This window comes from Paraburkholderia terrae, assembly GCF_002902925.1.
Classification (GTDB): Bacteria; Pseudomonadota; Gammaproteobacteria; order Burkholderiales; family Burkholderiaceae; genus Paraburkholderia; species Paraburkholderia terrae.
Genome location: NZ_CP026114.1, coordinates 273,251 through 291,593, shown reverse-complemented (window position 1 = coordinate 291,593; position 18,343 = coordinate 273,251). Strand labels below are relative to the sequence as shown.

Below are 18,343 nucleotides of genomic sequence, written 5' to 3'. Positions count from 1 at the left end.
GGGAGTTCGTGTCGCCATCCACATGTGCCCCGGCAGCGCCCCGTCCCCCTTACGGAGAAAAAGCATGAGAATGAAGCATCTTTTGATCATCACCGGTGTTGTCGGCGGATCTGTCATGTGCCCTGCCGGTGCGCAAACGCAGGCTGCCTCCACGACGGCGGCTAACCCGTTAGCTCAGGTCGATAAGGACTTCGTGCAAGCGGCATCAATGTCCTCGTCGACCGAAATCGACGCCGCGAAACTTGCGCAGAAGAACTCAGAGGACAAGGACGTTAAGTCTTTCGCGCACCATATGATGGCCGATCACACCAAGTTGACCGTGCAACTGAAAATGGCGGCGCCAAAGGGCGTTACTGTGCCAAAGGACAACTCCGACACGGCGGTCGTTGATTCGCTCAAGGGATTGAAGGGGAAGGAATTCGATCAGGCGTATATCCAGAGGGTGGGACTTGAGGGACACAAGCAGGCCATCTCTGCGTTTCAGAAGGAGATAACGGACGGACAGGACGCCAAGCTCAAGAAGGCAGCTCAGGACGCGATGCCAACCATCCAGGAACACTACCAACACGCGCAGTCGCTGGCGACACAGAAGGGTGTCGCCGCGCAATAGGTCTGGCGCCAGACATCCGTGCGCCCTTCAATAATGTTGCGGCGGCGTTGGCCGTACGGAGAACGCTTCGCCCCGTTCCCGACTTTACTTTTTGGGTGATTCATCTTGTCCCGCGCCGAGATCGGCGCCCGTGACCGGGTCGCTTTCAACAGCAGAGGCCGTACGCAATGCCATCGCGGTCAACACTTCAACACTTGTTCAGGCGAGACCTGCACGCTGGCGAGACCGTCCCCACCGTCGACGGCTGGTTCGAGCTTCTCAACAAACTCCAGTGCGGGCCCTGGTTCCACGGACCCCGCGGCGCGTCATCGCCATCCGACATGTTGTAGTAGACGCTGGTGTATTCCGGTACGCCCGGCAATTTCCCTTGCGGAAAATTAGGCTGGATCTAAGGTTTCAGTACAACCTTGATGCAACCGTCCTCCTTATCGCGAAATGTCTTGTACATAGCGGGCCCTTCTTCTAGCGACACCGTATGCGTGATCACGAATGAAGGATCGATCTGGCCTTCCTGAATCCGATGCAGCAGGTCGTCTGTCCATCGGTTGACATGGGTTTGCCCCATCTTCCACGTGAGTCCCTTGTTCATCGACGCCCCGAACGGAATCTTGTCGATCAGTCCGTCGTAGACGCCAGGCACCGACAGGATTCCCGCCGGACGGCACACATAGATCATTTCGCGCAGCACATGCGGACGGTCGGTCTCTAACATCACGGCCTGTTTGACGCGGTCATAAACGGCATCGAAAGAGCGCGTCGCATGGGACTCCATGCCCACCGCGTCGATACATTTCTCCGGCCCCTTTCCGTTAGTCAATTCCTTGAGCCGTTCAAGCACGCTTTGCTCTTCGAAATTGATGATGATCGCGCCACTGTCCCGTGCCATCGCCAGCCGCTCCCGCACCCGGTCAATCACGACAACCTGCTTCGCCCCGAGCAGAATTGCACTGCGGATCGCCATTTGCCCTACGGGACCCGCACCCCAGATCGCGACCGTATCGTCAGGCTGGATATCGCAGTTCACGGCGGCCTGCCAACCGGTCGGAAAGATGTCACCGAGGAAAACAACCTGCTCGTCGGTCAGTCCATCGGGGATCTTGACGTGGGTCGTATCGGCCATGGGCACGCGCACGTATTCGGCCTGTCCACCTGCATAACCGCCTGTGAGATGCGAATAGCCGAACAGCCCCGCCGTCGTGTGGCCAAACACCTTGTCAGCTTTCTCTGCGTTGCGGTTGCTACGCTCGCAGACAGAGAAATTGCCACGCTTGCACTGCTCGCACTCGCCGCAGAAAATGGTGAACGGCACGACGACCCGATCGCCGACCTTCAGCTTGTGATTGTCCTTTCCGACGTCGACGACCTCGCCCATGAACTCGTGGCCCATGATGTCGCCACTTTCCATGGTGGGCATGAATCCATCGAAGAGATGTAGGTCGGAGCCGCAAATCGCGCAGGTCGATACCTTGATAATGGCGTCACGACCTTGCTCGATGATGGGATCGGGAACCGTGTCGCAACGAATGTCATGCTTGCCGTGCCAGCGCAATGCTCTCATGTGCATCTCCTACGGTATGAAGCAACCCGCCCCGCGGGGCGGCAGTCCGACTGTCCACGCTGATCAGCCGGGAATCACTACTTTCCCATTGCCTCCGCTGCCACCTTCTCTTCTGCCAGCAGGGAAAGAGCTTCGTCCGTCGCCTTCTCTTCCTGCAGCGTTTCGGCCAGAAGCTTCACTGCCTCCGTTTCGCCCAGCTGATTGCCCATGGCGATCAGCGAGCCGTATGACGCGATTTCGTAGTGCTCGGCCTTTTGGGCTGCCGCAATGAGCGCGGTATCGAGGACGGGCCCCTTTTCAATTTCGTCAATCTCCTCCTGGCCCTCCTCGACAAGGCCTTCCATGGCGGCGCACTTGATGCGCTTGAGCTTGATACCGCTCGTTTCGACGATCTGGTCGATTCTTTGAACCTGTCCCTGCGTTTCTACAAGGTGCTTTTCGAAGGCCGCCCGCAGGGCAGGATTCGTTGACGCGCGCGCCATCTTCGGGAGCGACTTCGTCATCTGTTTTTCGGCGCTATAGATATCTGATAGCGAATGGATGAACAGATCGTTGAGGGTCTTCGTCGGCATGATTGCTCCTTGAGCGTCGTGAAGCTGCGCCGGGGGTGGTGCAGCGTCTATCATTGCGCATGACGTATGCCTGAGGACGTGGCGCGCCGAACTGGCGTATCCCGTTGATGGCGACTTCGATCGATCGCGACGCCGCCGAGACCAATGACCGGCATGCGGCCGCGCAGCACACTCGCAGGGGCAGGCTAAGCGCCACCGTGTTGTGGAACATTGAGCACGGCGGATGAGGGGCGCTGCAGGTCGGTGCTCAGTGCCCCGCCATTCGGGGACGGCAAAAGTACGCGAACCGGGTTGCGAGCCGAAGTGTCCGACGAGCACGGCCAGACCTTTCCCGCCGGGACTACCCGGCGAGCAGCCGTATGAGCTCGTCGGCTTCCACAGGCTTGGTGAGATGGTGGTCGAACCCGGCCTCCGCCGAGCGAATACGATCCGCCGGCGAACCATATCCGGTGACCGCGATGAGCGTCATACCCTCACTCGCTCCTGACTCGCGCAATTGCCGCGCAACCTCGTATCCGTCCATGTCGGGCAGTCCAATGTCGAGCAGGATAATATCCGGCCTGTAGGTTGTCACGGCGGCCATTCCGGAAGCACCGTCGGCACGTGTCTGGACCTCGTGTCCCTGCATGGTCAGAAGCAGCGCCAGCGCCTCTGACGCATCGACGTTGTCGTCGACAATGAGGATCCGCTTCGGAACGCCGGTGCCCGACGGTGCGCATTCCGCTAGGATTTCTTTCGCTGCTTTTGGCGCTGCATCCAGCGGCAGGTCGATGATGAACTCGCTGCCCGTCACGCCGTCGCTGATGGCTCTCACCGAGCCGCCATGCAACTCGACGAGACGTTTAACCACCGATAGTCCCACGCCGAGGCCGTTATTGCGCCGCCCGCCGGAGGCCGGCCCCTGGACGAACATCTCGAAAAGAGTCCCTAGCATCGCGGGCGCAATCCCTCGCCCATTGTCCTTGATGCTCAGCAGCAGCCGATGCGCCGTTGTCGTCGCGCTCAGTCTGATCGACCCGCCAAACGCAGTGAACTTCGCTGCGTTGATGACGATATTCTCGATGACCTGCGACAGGCGGGTCGCATCCACATATAAAAGGACGGGTTCTGCCGGCAACGAAACAGACAGGCTATGGCGCCGTTCGTCGACGATTGGCTGGCAAACCTCGATCGCGCTCTGCACCACCGTTTTGAGCGAGACCGTCTGGCGGTTGAGCTCGATATTGCCGGTTGTGATTCGCGTGAGATCGAGCATGTCATTCACCAGAAGCATTAACGCCCTTCCCTGACGCTCAATGACTCCCGTGGCCCAGCTCTTCCCCGCATCGTCGCTGGCTGCCGATCTCAGCAGAGTCGTCGCCGATACAAGTGCCGCGAGCGGGTTGCGCAGCTCATGTCCAAGCACGGCGAGAAATTCGTTCTTGCGGTGGTCGGCCTGTGCCAGTTGCTCCGCCCGCTCGCGCAGGTAGGCGTTGCTCATGCTGCGCTCGGTCAGGTCGCGCTCGGTGGACGCCACGCCGGTGACGTTGCCCACGTCATCCCGCAGTATCGACATCGTCAGCCAGATATCGATCACGCGCCCATCTTTGGCCACCCGTCGCGTTTCATACGAGTGCGACGCTTCGTTATGGAGCGCATGCTGGATGAAGTCGAGATAATCCTGTCTGGCGCCGGCTGGAAGCAGATCCGACACGGACATCCGCAATGCCTCCGTTTCGCTGTACCCGTACATCGTGGTAGCGGCCTTGTTCCAGGCGAGAAAGTGGCCCGTGCGGTCGAATATCGTGACGGCATCGTTCGAATCCTGAACGACTGCCGCAAGGCGTCGGGCCCGCTCGTCGAGACGCTTGACATGAGTGATGTCAGTCCACGTGATGACGGCACCCGCAGCTGGTCTGTTGCGGACGGTTGCGTACGGCGTAATCCGGCGGACATACCACTGGCCGGTAGCCGTTTCGATTTCGCGCTCCGCCTGTCCGGTCACACCAGAAAGCACCTGATCCACGTCGGGCATCAATGCGTCGCCCAGCGGTGCGCCAAGCACCTCTGCGATGGCGCGCCCGGTGTCGGGCGACGCGAGCCCAAACATGGCGCCCGCGCTAGGCGTAAATCGCTTGATCAGCCCCTGGCGGTCGAGTAGTAACGTGGCGATTTCCGTACTTGCCAGAAGATTCGTGACGTCCTCGGTGAGCACCTCCAGCTGCTCGACCTTCTGCTCGAGTTGCGAGTTCACCTGGTTTAGCTGCTCGTTGACCGCCTGCAACTCTTCTTTCGATGTTTCAAGCTCCTCGTTCGCCGAACGCAACTCCTCGTTCATTGAGAGAATCTCTTCGTTCGACACCCTCAGTTCACTGTTGCTTTCTTCAAGATCCTCGATGGTGCTGCCCAACGCTGCCTGCGTCGTGCGCAGTTCGCTCTCAAGGTGCCACAGGTCCGAATCGACGCCCGTCGGAGCGGGTACAACGGGCCGGTCAATCATCGGCACCCGCGCGAAGATCACAAGCAGCGCCTGGCCTGAGTGCGCTGTGTCGAAAGGCTGTGTCACTGTGATCTTGATGGGCGCCGCGTCCCCGTTCGTCACGATTTCGCTGACAGGCGTAGCCGACCCGTTCTCCCCCGCGCGGCGCAGTGCAATCCGCAGCTTCAGCCGCAGGTTTTCGCGTGCCATGTCGAGAACGTTGCCCGTCGGCTCGCCCGCCGGCTGCCCCAGATACTCATCCGCGGCGCCGCTTACGTAAAGCACCTGGTGCGCCGGATTGACGAGTACGGACGCGGCGTGATGCTCGGCCAGCAGGGTCGCGTTGACGAGTTCCGCGTATCCCTTGTTTCTGGCGCCGACGCGGCTAGCTGGCTGAAATTCTTCACGACGTATTGCGCGGGCCGAAAAGCGGTACCCGGAAATCCCCGGTGTCGCGACGGGACTGCGCTGATAGATGCGCCAGGCCTTCGATACTTCCTGGAACTGGATCGAATCGGGATCAGTGCTCTCCGAGCGCCCGAGGAACAGATACCGCTTCGGGTTCAGCGAGAAATGAAACAGCTCGAATACGCGCTGCTGCGCCTCCGGTTCGAGGTAGATCAGCAGATTGCGGCAACTGATCAGATCGACCCGCGAGAAAGGGGGATCGGCGATCAGGTTCTGCGGCGTGAAAAGAATCGCCTCGCGCAGTTCCTGCCGGACCTGATACCCATCGCCATGCACATGGAAAAACCGCGCCAGGCGCCGCTCGCCAAGCGGCAATGCGGCGCTGGCGCGTAGACACCCGAGCGCGCCCGTGCCAGTGCGGCGCGATTGACGTCGGAAGCAAGGATCTTGAACTTCCGCGAGGCGTTCTGCTTCTCGATCTCCTCGGTCAGCAGCATCGCCATCGAATACGCTTCCTCACCTGTTGCGCAGCCCGGCACCCAGACACGTAGCGGCTGGTCTCCTTCCGGCTCGGCAAGAAGGCTGGCTAGGACGCGCTCCGAGAGCACCTGCCAGGCTTCGGGATCGCGGAAAAACTCGGTCACGCCAATCATCATGTCCAGGCTGAGCGCCTCCGCTTCGTCAACGTCATTTCTCAGGATGTCGCAATAGGTGTCGAAACTGCTCACGCGTTTCACGGTCATGCGACGCGCGATGCGCCGCTCCAGCGTGCCCCGCTTGTAGCCCCGGAATTCGGAGCCGGCCTGGGCCAGCGCTCGAAGCACAGGCTCGAGATCGGGCGAACGCCCGTCGGCGCCGGCTGCTGGAAATGTCACGCTTTTCGACCGGTCGATGTACTCGGTCAACGCGGCCGCCATTTTTTCGACGGGCAGCACATAGTCGACCAGTCCCGTGGCGATGGCTTGGCTTGGCATCGTGCTGTGCTCGGCGGTCTCGGGATCCTGCGCCATCACCATACCGCCCTCTGCCTTGATCGCGCGCAGGCCTGCGGAGCCGTCGGCGTTCGCCCCCGTTAGCACGATGCCGATTGCCCGTTCGTGCTGATCGGCTGCCAGTGAAGCGAACAGGCAATCTATCGGCATCGGGATTTCAGGCCGTTCGACGGCGGGTGCCAGTCTGAATGCACCGTGTAAAACGCTCACTGAGACCTTCGGCGGAATGACATAGATATGGCCGCCGCAGATCGGTGCGTTGTCCTCGATGGCGGACACGGCAAGCGAAGTGGATTGCGCAAGCAGTTCGGCCAGATGGCTCTCGAAGTCCGGCGGGAGGTGCACCACGACGACAAAAGCCGTGTCGCTCCATGCCCCGGTTGCGCTCGCAAAAAACTGCCCAAGCGCATGCAGCGATCCGGCTGACGAACCAATTGCAACAACGCGCGCGGCGCCGGGCTGCGTTTGCAAGGGAGAGGAGCTGGCCGGATTGATCATGGAGATGGAAGCTGCTAATCAGTATAAGAGGACGTCGGCGCGGAGACCAATAACCCGATCTGTCTGCGCCGCCGCTTGTCATTCCCAGCTTCTCGCACTTCCCCTATCCAGCGAACACCATGCCGAACAGAAGCGGGTCCAGCTTCCCCCCTTACGCCACGCCGCATATTGGCGAAGGACGCGCAACTGCATCCCTCACCGCCGGTTGAGCGAGGTAGAGATGCGATCGTACCCCGATAGCACCTCTACTGTATCCGTGTCCGAGGCACGCCGCAGAAATCAATCAGCCGCATCAGATTTTTTCAAGGGGCGGTGCGGCCCGAGACCGTGGAGCGAGGCGGGTCGCGCAGGACCGGGCGATTATCGGTTGACACTCCGGCAGCCTCCTCGAACGGTGGTTGATGCTTGAACCCCGCGTGCCCTGAGACGATGGCGATGATAGCGCCGACAATCAGCGCCGCAAACGAGAACCACGAAGCACGCGCTACGTTGCGCGCAGCGGTGTCTGCCGCCTGACGCGCGTCGGCTTGCGCCTGTGGACTTGACGCCGCAGCAGTCGCAGACGCGACCGCACCCTGGAGCTGTTGAGGCAGCGCGCCAACTGTCCCCGGCCGGTCTGCGGTAGCAGCGACTGTCACGCCCGCCGACGCGACGCTTCCGGCTGCTCCCACAGCGGTGCCGAACAGGGAAGCTGCTCCATAGGCAACGAGGAGAATCATGACTGCCCACGCTAGCAGGCCGTGAAGCCATCCAAGAACGGGGGCGCAGCGACCGGCGAAATAAGCGCCGACAAACACTGCGATTACCGTCATCACGATCAGATATGCGCCGGAGCCGAATCCGTATCCTTCCAGCGGGTTGTAACGTGAAAGCGGTGCGAATGCTGACGTGCCGATCGCCGTGCCAAGCACGGTGAGAACGAGATACACGATCAGCGACAGAATGACGCCTGTGAATACGGAGCCCCATGACACGCGAGGTAGTCCGCTTTGGGTGATGAGCAGTTTCATGGCCGGGCCTTGATAGTTTGAACACCAAAGAGATTTGAACCCAAGATGACTTGTGTTCACAGACACTGGCGCAATGGATGTTCCACGACCACGGACCATCAGTTTCGCGACGATTGGCGTCGTAAACCCAGGGCTGATCCTGCTTACGAGATGCGCGATTAATTCGCGCGGAAGTGCGCGGTGCAGACCAGGATGGCTCTCAACGACGTTTATTGAACCTTCAAACAGCACCTCGCGATCCCATCGAATGGGCTGCAGGTGCTCGGCACGCACCCGCCCATGAAGATGTCGGCGGATGCGTCGTATTTCGAGCGCGGAGAAGCGTGGGGTTTGTCGATGCAGCCGAAAAATGGAAGAAGAAGCTCGGCGAACGTTATGGCTTGTGAGGCCGGTTCCGGCCCCGAATAGCAAACCGGCAGCGCAATTCTACGTCGCCAGTTGCTGCGGATGCCCTCGGGGCCTTCCCGATCCGCGAGCTTTGCCCTGGAACGCCCAATGCGGCATCACGCTAGCCTACCCTTGCGCAGGAGCCGATGATGCGCGTCGTTCCCGACAACCCAGGCATTGCTCGCACGCAGATCAAAGCCAGTCGCGCGCCATGTCGTACACCGGATCAAAGAGGCCGCCGGCCCCGTCGAGCGTGCGGATCGTCGTCGCCGGCTTGAAACGAAGCATGACGAGGTAAAAGTCGACCCCAAGGGGACCGTGATGCAGAAGCCGCACGGCAATATGGATGAAATGTTGATTCCCAAAGGCAAGGATCCCCCGGAACAGGATCCCTGCGTGCCGGAACAAGATCGCGTCGATCCCGGCTCGCCGCCCGTCGAAGAGGATGAGCAGCGCGGCCTCAACGACCGGACGTATGGAAATTGACGGAGACACGTATGAACAGAATCTTTTCTATTGTCGGAGCACTGGGCTATGTTTTCGCCATGAGCGCCGGCGCCCAGCAGACTCAAGGGAAGCCGCCCTCCGGCAGCGATGCGATCACCGTACAGTCCGGCGACGCCGGTAAGGCGCTGACCGACAAGGCCGAGAAGTCAGGGACGAAGAACCAGGAGGGAACGTTGATGGATAAGCGGGCTAAAGCCTTATCCCCTCAATCTGCGTCATCCGCTGGCAAGACGGAGGAAGTCAGGCAGTGAGTGACCCTGACAGGTACGGGCGACCGCGCACTTGAGCACCGGCGAACGGCCACCCGACGGACAGGAAACCGCACTACGACAGTCCAAATTCTAACAACATGCCGTCTGCCCGCCGCATACGCGCGACAGGCGGCCCGCGTCGTTGCCCGGCGAAGTATTCCCATGTGCCTTGAGCACGAGGGGGTGGGTGGAAGTTGTTTTGGCGCCCCGGCGCCCGGAGTCAATCATGTGCAGGCTTTTTTTCATCCTGGCGCTGGCGGCTGGCATTTCAGCATGCGTATCCGCTCCGCCCTATGACAACGGCTACCCAGCTTACGGCACAGGCTATTACGCGCCCGGGCCAGCCATTGGCGTGGGCGTGGGAGGCGGCTCGTTCGGCGGTGGAGTGGGCGTCGGCCTGGGTGTCGGGTTCTGAGTGTCAGGTTCCGGGTGTTAGAGCCAACTGGGTCCGTTGATCGACTATCGTGGTCTGCGGTCTGCGGTCTACGGGGCCGGTCATGTGATGTCGCGACGGCGCCGCATCCCGCCTGGCGGCAGACGCCGCCTGCCCCGGGGACCTCCATCCCGGCACGCCGACGCGACTCCGGCTGCACACACGCTAGATAATCGGCGCGCCACCCGTTACGGCGATCGTTGCCCCCGATACGTAGCTGGCTTCGTCTGTAGCGAGCATCACATAAGCGCACGCGAGTTCTACGGGCTGGCCCGGCCGCTCCATCGGCACCTGCTTGCCGAAGTTCTCGACTTTTTCCTTTGGCATTGTCGACGGAATCAGCGGCGTCCAGATCGGCCCAGGCGCGACGCAATTGACGCGAAGGCCCTGCTTTGCGAGCAATTGGGCAAGACCGCCCGTGAAGTTCTGGATAGCGCCCTTCGTGGTCGCATACGCGAGAAGCCCCGGATTGGGTTTATCCGCATTGATCGATGTTGTGTTGATGATCGAACCGCCCGGTTTCATATGCCTGACGGCCGAACGAACGATCCTGAACATAGCGCCGATGTTCGTGTCGAACGTCTTGTTCCATTCTTCATCGGTGATTTCATCGAGTGAACTGTAGGTCATCTGATAGGCCGCGTTGTTGACGATGATGTCAATCCGGCCGAACTCGCTCATCGCGCGCTCGACGATCCCGTTGCAATGCGCGGTGCTTCTGATGTCGCCCGGTATCAGCACCGCGCGGCGGCCCGCTTTTTCGACCCAGCGCTGTGTCTCCTGTGCATCATCGTGCTCGTTCAGATAGGAGATCAGCACGTCCGCCCCCTCGCGCGCGAATGCAATCGCTACCGCGCGTCCGATGCCGCTGTCGCCGCCCGTGATGATCGCAGCCTTGCCCGCAAGCCGGCCGTGTCCCACATAACTCTCTTCACCGTGGTCGGGCTGTGGGTCCATCGGCTCGGTGAGGCCGGGGACATTGGCCTGCTGTTGCGACGGGAATGGTGGTACTGCATGTTTGGTCGCGGTCATAGCTTTCTCCAGGAAATCGTCGCGCTTTCCGGCTGCGCGGCTGGTACCAGTACGCCATGTGACTAGCAAACGCCTGGCCCGCCAAAGCCGAAACGCGCTGCATGGCCATCCCGTCTGCTCATAAGGACTACCTTTCGCAAAGGCCATCCAGCGCGCGTGGTCCTGGGGAATGCCCATTGCTCGTTACAGGAATGAGATCGCCGACCAGGCAACGACCAGCGTGACGCGGCAAGCCGCGCGACATTCAGAGGAACACATCGGTGCCAGCTTCGACGAAACCAACCCTGCAGGCCATGCGCCGGACACTGAGCGACGTCTTCGGTCTCGAATCTCTGCGGCCAGGTCAGCGCGAGATCATCGAGAGCGTGATGCACGGGCGCGACACTTTGGCCATCATGCCGACGGGCGCCGGTAAATCGCTTTGCTACCAGTTGCCGGCGCTGCACCTGAACGGCCTGACGCTGGTCGTGTCGCCGTTGATCGCGCTGATGAAAGATCAACGCGACAAGCTTCTCGCAGCGAACGTCGAGGCACTGCAGATCAACAGCACGCTAAACGCCGCCGAGGAGCGGCAAGCGTATGAAGAGCTAAAAACGGCATCGCGTGCAATCGTCTTCGTGACGCCCGAACAACTCACCAAGCCAGCACTGCTGGATGCGCTCCGCGGACGGGATGACCCCTACGCGCGGGGACGCAGTGCATGGCGTGGCGAGGTACGGCGGGTAAGTCTGATTGTGGTTGACGAAGCCCACTGCATTTCGCAGTGGGGACATGATTTCAGACCCGCGTTCCTGCAGATCGCCGAAGCCGCGAGCAGTATTGGAAGTCCGCCCGTCCTCGCGCTCACCGCCACGGCGACGACGGCGGTCGTCGAAGATATCGTACGCACGCTCGGCATGCGCGATCCATGCGTGCTGCACAAGGGCGTCTACCGGTCGAACTTGCATTACAGCGTCCTTCAGGTGTCGGTCGCTGGCGGCAAACGACGCGCGTCAGCGCGTTCTGCACAGGCCAAGCTCACTGCGCTTCGCACCTTGCTCGAATCGCGCAGCGACGCCGGTATTATCTATACGGCAACGGTGCGCGAAGCGGAACGTCTGGCGGCAGCGATTCGCGAATGGGGGGTGCTTGCCGCGCTCTACCACGGACGGATCAGTTCCCGGCAGCGGCACGACGCGCAGGACGGCTTCATGCGCGGCGACGTGCGCGTGATGGTTGCGACCAACGCATTCGGCATGGGCATCGACAAGGCTGACATACGCTTTGTCGTGCATGACCAGATGCCAGGGAGCATCGGTGCGTACTATCAGGAGACCGGGCGTGCCGGACGCGACGGCGAAGCAGCCGATTGCGTGTTGCTGTTCGATCTCAACGACAGGCGTATCCAGCAATTTCTGCAGCTCGGTCGCTACCCCGGGCGTGAACTTATCGAGCGCGTGCGCGAAGCGCTGCGAAAGCATGACGGCGTATCGACGACGGGCGTGAGTGTGGACGAACTCGCACGCATTCTCGGCGATGTCGGGCGAAACAAACTCCAGGTTGCGCTTAAGATACTGCTCGACGCCGGGCTCGTGCGTCGCAATCGCGCGCGCCGCTATCTGCTGCGCGATGGCGCTCCTGGCGGCGATGCCCTCTCAGCATCGCTCCACCGCTACGACGAACAGGCGAAGCGCGATCGCGACGCACTTCAACAGATGATCGACTATGCGCAAACGGGCCGCTGCCGCTGGCACACAATCCTCGAGCATTTCGGTTATGGCGACGAACTCGAACAGTGCGGCACGTGCGACAACTGCCGTAACCCGCCGCATGTCGAACCTGTCCGCGAGCCCGTTCTCGAAGGCCGGATGATGGATGCCGCGCGCGAGACGCCTCACGCGCAGCGCAGCTTTGTGCGTGGCCAGTCCGTGCGAGTGCGTAAGTTTGGCATCGGCCAGGTCACCTTTGCGACGATGGATCAGGTTGCCGTACTGTTTTCTGATGGGACGACGCGCACGTTCCTCGCGCGATTCGTCAGGGCCGCGGACGCGGCGCACAACGCAGCCGATAGCCGACGCTGACCGTCGCTAGAAGCCGGGACGCAGAGGCGGTGCCTCATGGCGTCCTCCTGTCCGACCTGCTCGATTTCCAGCTTCAGATCCTGTGGCGCTCACGCAGCACAACCGGGCGCTCCTGGCGAGTCGCCGGGCGCAAGAGAATTACTAAACTGTCGAGCTCGAAAGAGCGCGTAGGCGCCTACAGTGGCCGGGGGCATGGCAAACAGCGACGAACCCCTTATGATCGACCGCGGAGCCGCCCTCGAAGCAATCATTCACATGCAACGGACCATTGACAGCAAGACCGCGCTCAGCCATACCATAACCTGGTATGCTAGCATCCAGTTCTTCATTTGGACTCCTGAAACATAGCCTAAAAAATAAATCCATGGACGCGTTTGCCACAGCGTTTCCTTCACATGCGAAACAGGCACCGGCAACGCTTACTTGACGGTCATCGCTCCCGAGCGCGACTTGCAGCAGCGAGGAGAGGTTGTCCGGACATCGTCAACCAGCGAAACCGTCGGCAAAGTTTCGCGACCCGCATGTTGTTGACGTCGGCGCGCTAACGGGCGACCTCGTTCGCTCATCGCATCTTCAAACGCGTGGCCGCCCTGGTGCGACCTGCCCTCAAGTTCAAATCCGACGTGCGGTCGACTGCCCTTCATGCATGTCCTTTGAGACATGCAACGCAGGGAGCCCGTACGCGCCGAGCCCCGCGGGGCGTACCTCAGTGCTTCATTTAACAGCCTCACCTACGCCCAGGTCTGCACCCGTCGTCGGATCTGCCTTCGTATCGGACGCGGTGCGCGAGGCCATGGCGCGTAGAACTTCGGCGTCGTCAGCTGACACATTGACGGTCGCCAACCCGTCGCCGCCATCCACCGCAGGCTCTGGTGTCTCCACGAATTCCCAGTCGGCGCCCTCATTCCAGGGACCGCGAGGCGATGCGTCGCCGCTGGACATGTTGTAGTAGACGCTCGTGAATTCGGGCACGCCGGGAAGTTTCCCTTGAGGAAAATTCGGCTGTATGGAGTGCAATGCCTTTTCAAATGACTTCTGGTGAGCAATTTCCCGCGTCATCAAAAAGCCCAGCGTTTCCTTGATGCCGGGGTCTTCCGTTACGTTGATCAGTCTTTCGTACACGATTTTCGCTCGTGCTTCGGCTGCAATGTTTGAGCGCAGATCTGCGGTCGGTTCGCCAATGGTGTCGACGTACGCCGCTGTCCAGGGAACACCGGCGGAATTGGTCAGTGCAGGACCTCCGCCATACAGTAACGACGTGATGTGAGAGTCGTTGCCGCCGCCCGTCATTGAACGATACAGTTCGGCTTCACTCTCTACGGCTTCAGCCAGTTGGCCCTTCGCGCCTTTGTTGAGCATCGCGACGATGGAGCCCACGATTTCCAGATGGCTGAGTTCTTCGGTCGCAATGTCAAACAGCAGGTCCTTCCGACCCGGGTCGTCTTCGCCGACCGCCTGGGTGAAGTACCGGCAGGCTGCACCCAGCTCACCCTGTGGTCCGCCGAACTGCTCGAGCAGCAGATTTGCGAGGCCAGGGTTAGGCGCGGCAACACGCACCGTGTACTGAAGGCGCTTGTTATGTACAAACATGGTGTTCTCCTTTGAAAGCCTGGCGCAGACGGGGCACCGCCTATAACGCGAGGCCAATTGGATTGCGGAGGACGCAAAGAATGGCGACGCTGGCGCGTGCGATTCTCCACGTTTAGAGTCTCAGAACGTACGTTCTGGCGAGATGCGGCGACGTGCCGCGTGCGGTCAGGGAGGTACCATGTTGATTCCGCATGGCGTGTTCCCGGAACACAACATTCGAAAAAGAAACGACAACAACAACCATTGCGTATTCTTGCCACCTTTCAAAACCTGGGCGGACACTGGCATTGGAATGGCACACCCCGGACGAGTTGATCATCGACGCTCGGGGGTTGAGCGAACAACGCGAGCCTGCCCTATTCGCCGCAAACTTTTACATCGCACGGTTACAAAAAAACGGCGCTTCATACACGTAAGCCTCGCCGGGCAGGTGCGCGGCGCCGACGTGTCTCTTGCCCGGGCGTTGGACGGTCGCAACCTCGACGCGCCCTCGTATTGATCGCCGAGCAGATCGCATGAAGATGTCGCCTTGCGCGATCGCGGCAACCGCCGGCCGCCTGGAGAACAACACGCTCATCCTCTGCCTTTGCCTCACTGAACCCCGCTTGCCCCTGGCTTAACCTCCAGTGGTTTGACCTCAACCGGGGCGGTGCCATCCTTCTTCAAACCCAGCTCATCGGCCGTCTTTGGCGACACGTCGACGATCCGGTTCTTCACATACGGCCCCCGATCCCTGATTTCAACCACCTCGCTTTTGCCGTTTTTCAGATTCGTCACCCGGGCCTTCGTGCCAAGGGGCAGGGTCTTGCTCGCGGCAGCATTGGATTGAGGATCCATGGGCGTACTGTCGGCCATTTTTCTCGAGTAGAACTTCGGACCGTAGTAAGAGGCCTTACCGTGGCGCGCTTTGCCTGTGCGATCAATGCGGCCGTGATCAGCGCTCTTCCGGTCGGGGGCGTCCTGGTTAGTTGCCTTTGGGCTCGTCTGCCCAGCGAAGGCAGACGCCTCGTTTTGCGCCGGATGCGCGACGCTAAGATAGCAGGACAGGATCAGAAGCAAAAGTTTTCGAAGCTTGCCATTTTCCATTTACCCCTCCTCGCCTCCTGGATGAATACGCAGTTGGCCGAAAGAGCACACAAGCGCGCTCGCTGCCCGGTTCACCTAGCCACCGCATTGGCTCGCGACCAGTTTCTCTCGCGACAGCTAGCCTGACATGCACGCAATCGCTGTTCCGCGACAGTGGGTCCTCCCGATACAAGCTTCGAAGGGCAGAGGAAGTCTCGGGGCCAGAAATGGATCCGACAAGCCTCTTGAGTAACCGATGATCGGCCGTGCTCGTTCTTGGCTTCGTGCCCGATACGGCGCACGACACCTCCGAGCACTGCTTTGAAGAGTCAGATGACGGGATTAGGGTTAACTGATTGTTCGAATCAGCGCCCGTCGAGAAATGATAAACGCCAGTTCGTCTGGCTTTGAGACCTTTCGCCTCAAGACGATCCATTACATCAACTAGCAAACTGTCCCGTGCCAGATCGGCTAGGTCTGCGTCATTGCGAACCGGAATTGCCAGAAGTTGTCGAGAGACGTGAACAGCGGCCGACGTGGATCGCTTCCGTGAGAGGGAATAAAGGGAACGGGAACGGTTACCATGGTTAGGTCTAACGTGGATATTGCCCTCGTCGATCATAGGCCTTTCCTACACAGTTCGATAGCTCGGCGCCAAACGAGGAACTGAAGTCTAAGAACGAGCCAGCCGCTGCAACCTCTAAAGGCCACATCGATGTTTCTTCAAGGACGCACTACGCAACGCATGGCGAAAACCCCCGGGTGCCTCAGAACGACCCTCATCGGCCGTTCGACACACGGTCGGTCTGACGTCTCTTCATGAAGAGCAACGGTCATTCCCTCGCGGCCCTCGCCGGCGCATCATCGGCCGTTGCGGACGTTCGACGCGGCTGGCTCTAACGTCAGCAGAGTGGACGGTAGCTGCCGGCAAGCAATGCGCGCTCAGCTCGAAGTGGTGGGCTGAAAGCACGAAGGTGCGAAGTAAGTAGGCAGGAATGGACGGGCCTCTGGAGTAGAGACAATCGCCGAACACATTCAGCGGCTGCCCGCATATCCCAATACACCTGAGCATCGGCCGTCGCGGCGTCTTCGTTGAGACTGTCGACCATTTCGTCAACGCGCAGTTCACCTGCCTCGATTCGTTCCACACTTTCAAGGATCGGGGAGACCGTTGCCGGACACGCCACAATGGGACGGTCGAATGACACCTGCGCCGGCGCGTACCATATCATCAGTCGATGATGCTCCTTTGGCGAGTCTCCGGTAGAAAGAAAAAGCCGATGACCAGGGACACTGCGGCGATAACTACAGGGTACCAAACGCCTGCGTAAATATTACCCGTTGCGGCTACCAGTGCGAACGCAGTTGTCGGGAGGAAGCCGCCAAACCAACCATTACCGATGTGATACGGGAGCGACATTGCCGTATATCGGATGCGGGTCGGAAACAGTTCGACAAGCGTCGCGGCTATTGGGCCGTACACCATTGCAACCGTCAAAACCAGCCCAATAAGCATCAACAAAACCATCGGGTAGTTGATGAGTTTTGGATCAGCTATCGTCGGGTAACCAACTGATTTGATCAGCGTTCCCAGCTTTCCCTCGAAATCCCTGACCTGTTTCGCCCCTTCCTTGTTGCCCACTCCTGCGATATCAACGCTGTCGATTCGGGTGTTGCCTACACGAACATACGCAACGGTGCCCGCTGGCGCCTCCTCGTTCGAATAGTTCACTGCTGATCGAGCGAGAAAAGACTTCGCGATGTCGCAAGATTTGCTAAAACTCGACGTTCCGACCGGATTGAACTGAAATGAACAACTGGTCGGATCCGCCACGACCGTCACCGGTGCGCTTTCCTGGGTTGCATAAAGCGTCGGATTCGCAAACTTTGTCAGTCCGTGAAAGATCGGAAAGTAGAACACGATTGCGAGCAAAAATCCCAGCAGCATCACAGGCTTGCGGCCGATACGGTCCGATAGTGAACCGAAGAAGACAATCATCGGCGTTCCAATCAGCAACGCCGCGGCGATCAGCAGATTTGCCGTCACAGGATTGACCTTAAGGGTCTGCGTCAGAAAAAAGAGTGCGTAGAATTGGCCTGCATACCAGATTACGGCCTGGCCGGCGACAACTCCGAACAACGCGATCAGAACGAGGCGAACATTCTTCCACTCGCCGAACGCCTCCTTGATCGGCGCTTTAGAAGTCGTGTTTTCCGCCTTCATTTTCAGGAACACAGGAGATTCCGACAGAGTCATCCGAATCCATACCGAGATTGACACAAGGATCACTGAAAACACGAACGGAATGCGCCACGCCCAATCGGCGAAAGCAGACTCACCTGCAATCAGACGTGTTCCGAGAATCACGAGCAACGACAGGAAGAATCCCAAGGTAGCCGTGGTCTGGATCCACGCCGTGTAGCCACCCCGTTTGTGCCCCGGCGCATGTTCCGCTACATATGTCGCCGCGCCGCCATACTCGCCACCCAGGGCGAGACCTTGCACAAGTCGGAGCACAATCAGCAACACAGGCGCGGTGATGCCGATGCTCGCGTACGAAGGTAGTACGCCGACGAGAAACGTTGACGTACCCATCAAAAGAATTGTGACCAGGAACGTGTACTTACGGCCGACCATATCTCCGATACGACCGAATACCAACGCCCCGAACGGCCGCACTGCAAAGCCTGCGGCAAACGCCAGCAACGCAAAAATGAACGCCGCTGTTTCGTTGACGCCCGAGAAAAACTGCTTCCCGACAACAGCGGCAAGCGAGCCGTACAAGTAAAAGTCGTACCACTCAAAGACGGTACCGAGCGACGACGCAAAGATGATTTTGCGTTCGTCAGAGGTCATCCGTCGTGACTCGTTAAGGGGAATGGCTGAGGTGTTCAAGGGCGTCTCCTACCTG

Annotated in this window: 15 protein-coding genes and 1 pseudogene; 5 read left to right on the top strand and 11 right to left on the bottom strand. The window is 60.0% G+C overall.

From position 1 onward, the window contains the following. The first annotated feature begins 64 nt into the window (after window positions 1-64). Window positions 65-610 (top strand): DUF4142 domain-containing protein, encoded by a 546-nt coding sequence (locus C2L65_RS43070; protein WP_103254686.1) that lies wholly within the window; start codon window positions 65-67, stop codon window positions 608-610. 84 nt (window positions 611-694) lie between these two features. On the opposite strand, the pseudogene C2L65_RS46940 reads toward C2L65_RS43070, so the two are convergent. The 7 genes and pseudogenes from C2L65_RS46940 to C2L65_RS45995 all read right to left on the bottom strand — a co-directional run. Continuing rightward, window positions 695-998, bottom strand: a pseudogene (locus C2L65_RS46940) (manganese catalase family protein); the annotation flags it as partial. Further along, window positions 999-2,168 (bottom strand): zinc-dependent alcohol dehydrogenase, encoded by a 1,170-nt coding sequence (locus C2L65_RS43060; RefSeq protein WP_042305920.1) that lies wholly within the window; start codon window positions 2,166-2,168, stop codon window positions 999-1,001. It abuts the pseudogene before it with no gap. Between the two features lie 77 nt (window positions 2,169-2,245). Next, complete coding sequence (locus C2L65_RS43055; protein ID WP_042305871.1) at window positions 2,246-2,740, bottom strand: YciE/YciF ferroxidase family protein; 495 nt, start codon at window positions 2,738-2,740, stop codon at window positions 2,246-2,248. A 340-nt stretch (window positions 2,741-3,080) separates the two neighbouring features. Beyond that, a complete protein-coding gene (locus C2L65_RS47245) occupies window positions 3,081-5,981 on the bottom strand; it encodes a PAS domain S-box protein (RefSeq protein WP_345789617.1) in 2,901 nt (966 codons plus the stop codon). Next, window positions 5,873-7,096 carry a chemotaxis protein CheB gene (locus C2L65_RS47240; protein ID WP_345789616.1) on the bottom strand — a complete coding sequence of 408 codons (1,224 nt, stop codon included), beginning with the start codon at window positions 7,094-7,096 and terminating at the stop codon, window positions 5,873-5,875. Before C2L65_RS47240 ends, C2L65_RS47245 begins: the two co-directional genes overlap by 109 nt. A 302-nt stretch (window positions 7,097-7,398) precedes the next feature. After that, the gene (locus C2L65_RS43045; protein WP_042305872.1) at window positions 7,399-8,106 is read right to left on the bottom strand and encodes a hypothetical protein; all 708 of its coding nucleotides are present in this window, start codon (window positions 8,104-8,106) and stop codon (window positions 7,399-7,401) included. Between the two features lie 579 nt (window positions 8,107-8,685). Then, complete coding sequence (locus C2L65_RS45995) at window positions 8,686-8,988, bottom strand: hypothetical protein (RefSeq protein WP_156132264.1); 303 nt, start codon at window positions 8,986-8,988, stop codon at window positions 8,686-8,688. Between the two features lie 2 nt (window positions 8,989-8,990). On the opposite strand from C2L65_RS45995, the gene C2L65_RS43035 reads away from it, so the two are divergent. Both C2L65_RS43035 and C2L65_RS43030 read left to right on the top strand, forming a co-directional pair. Next, window positions 8,991-9,251, top strand: coding sequence for a hypothetical protein (locus C2L65_RS43035; RefSeq protein ID WP_042305874.1), 261 nt, complete (start codon window positions 8,991-8,993; stop codon window positions 9,249-9,251). A 226-nt stretch (window positions 9,252-9,477) separates the two neighbouring features. Beyond that, window positions 9,478-9,666: a hypothetical protein gene (locus C2L65_RS43030; protein WP_081920818.1), complete on the top strand. Its 189-nt coding sequence runs from the start codon at window positions 9,478-9,480 to the stop codon at window positions 9,664-9,666. Window positions 9,667-9,849: 183 nt separating this feature from the next. Here C2L65_RS43030 and C2L65_RS43025 read toward each other — a convergent pair whose 3' ends face one another. Further along, window positions 9,850-10,716 (bottom strand): SDR family oxidoreductase, encoded by an 867-nt coding sequence (locus C2L65_RS43025; RefSeq protein WP_042305875.1) that lies wholly within the window; start codon window positions 10,714-10,716, stop codon window positions 9,850-9,852. Between the two features lie 260 nt (window positions 10,717-10,976). Between C2L65_RS43025 and C2L65_RS43020 the strand changes: the two genes are divergently transcribed. Continuing rightward, entirely contained in the window at window positions 10,977-12,776 is a 1,800-nt protein-coding gene (locus tag C2L65_RS43020) for a RecQ family ATP-dependent DNA helicase (protein ID WP_427910225.1), read from the top strand. Window positions 12,777-13,490: 714 nt separating this feature from the next. On the opposite strand, the gene C2L65_RS43015 is transcribed toward C2L65_RS43020, so the two are convergent. Continuing rightward, window positions 13,491-14,366: a manganese catalase family protein gene (locus C2L65_RS43015; protein WP_042305877.1), complete on the bottom strand. Its 876-nt coding sequence runs from the start codon at window positions 14,364-14,366 to the stop codon at window positions 13,491-13,493. 178 nt (window positions 14,367-14,544) lie between these two features. Between C2L65_RS43015 and C2L65_RS45990 the strand changes: the two genes are divergently transcribed. Further along, window positions 14,545-14,865 (top strand): hypothetical protein, encoded by a 321-nt coding sequence (locus C2L65_RS45990; RefSeq protein WP_156132265.1) that lies wholly within the window; start codon window positions 14,545-14,547, stop codon window positions 14,863-14,865. A 92-nt stretch (window positions 14,866-14,957) separates the two neighbouring features. Here C2L65_RS45990 and C2L65_RS43010 read toward each other — a convergent pair whose 3' ends face one another. Both C2L65_RS43010 and C2L65_RS42995 read right to left on the bottom strand, forming a co-directional pair. After that, window positions 14,958-15,452 carry a septal ring lytic transglycosylase RlpA family protein gene (locus C2L65_RS43010; protein WP_042305879.1) on the bottom strand — a complete coding sequence of 165 codons (495 nt, stop codon included), beginning with the start codon at window positions 15,450-15,452 and terminating at the stop codon, window positions 14,958-14,960. Between the two features lie 1,210 nt (window positions 15,453-16,662). Beyond that, window positions 16,663-18,288, bottom strand: a complete 1,626-nt coding sequence (locus C2L65_RS42995; RefSeq protein ID WP_042305880.1) for an MFS transporter — start codon at window positions 18,286-18,288, stop codon at window positions 16,663-16,665. Between the last annotated feature and the right edge of the window lie 55 nt (window positions 18,289-18,343).

Bases quoted from the DNA above. Each gene is read 5' to 3' on its own strand.
- C2L65_RS43070 (WP_103254686.1), top strand. From the start codon at position 65: ATGAGAATGAAGCATCTTTTGATCATCACCGGTGTTGTCGGCGGATCT.
- C2L65_RS43060 (WP_042305920.1), bottom strand. From the start codon at position 2,168: ATGAGAGCATTGCGCTGGCACGGCAAGCATGACATTCGTTGCGACACG.
- C2L65_RS43055 (WP_042305871.1), bottom strand. From the start codon at position 2,740: ATGCCGACGAAGACCCTCAACGATCTGTTCATCCATTCGCTATCAGAT.
- C2L65_RS47240 (WP_345789616.1), bottom strand. From the start codon at position 7,096: ATGATCAATCCGGCCAGCTCCTCTCCCTTGCAAACGCAGCCCGGCGCC.
- C2L65_RS43045 (WP_042305872.1), bottom strand. From the start codon at position 8,106: ATGAAACTGCTCATCACCCAAAGCGGACTACCTCGCGTGTCATGGGGC.
- C2L65_RS43035 (WP_042305874.1), top strand. From the start codon at position 8,991: ATGAACAGAATCTTTTCTATTGTCGGAGCACTGGGCTATGTTTTCGCC.
- C2L65_RS43030 (WP_081920818.1), top strand. From the start codon at position 9,478: ATGTGCAGGCTTTTTTTCATCCTGGCGCTGGCGGCTGGCATTTCAGCA.
- C2L65_RS43025 (WP_042305875.1), bottom strand. From the start codon at position 10,716: ATGACCGCGACCAAACATGCAGTACCACCATTCCCGTCGCAACAGCAG.
- C2L65_RS43015 (WP_042305877.1), bottom strand. From the start codon at position 14,366: ATGTTTGTACATAACAAGCGCCTTCAGTACACGGTGCGTGTTGCCGCG.
- C2L65_RS45990 (WP_156132265.1), top strand. From the start codon at position 14,545: ATGTTGATTCCGCATGGCGTGTTCCCGGAACACAACATTCGAAAAAGA.
- C2L65_RS43010 (WP_042305879.1), bottom strand. From the start codon at position 15,452: ATGGAAAATGGCAAGCTTCGAAAACTTTTGCTTCTGATCCTGTCCTGC.
- C2L65_RS42995 (WP_042305880.1), bottom strand. From the start codon at position 18,288: ATGACCTCTGACGAACGCAAAATCATCTTTGCGTCGTCGCTCGGTACC.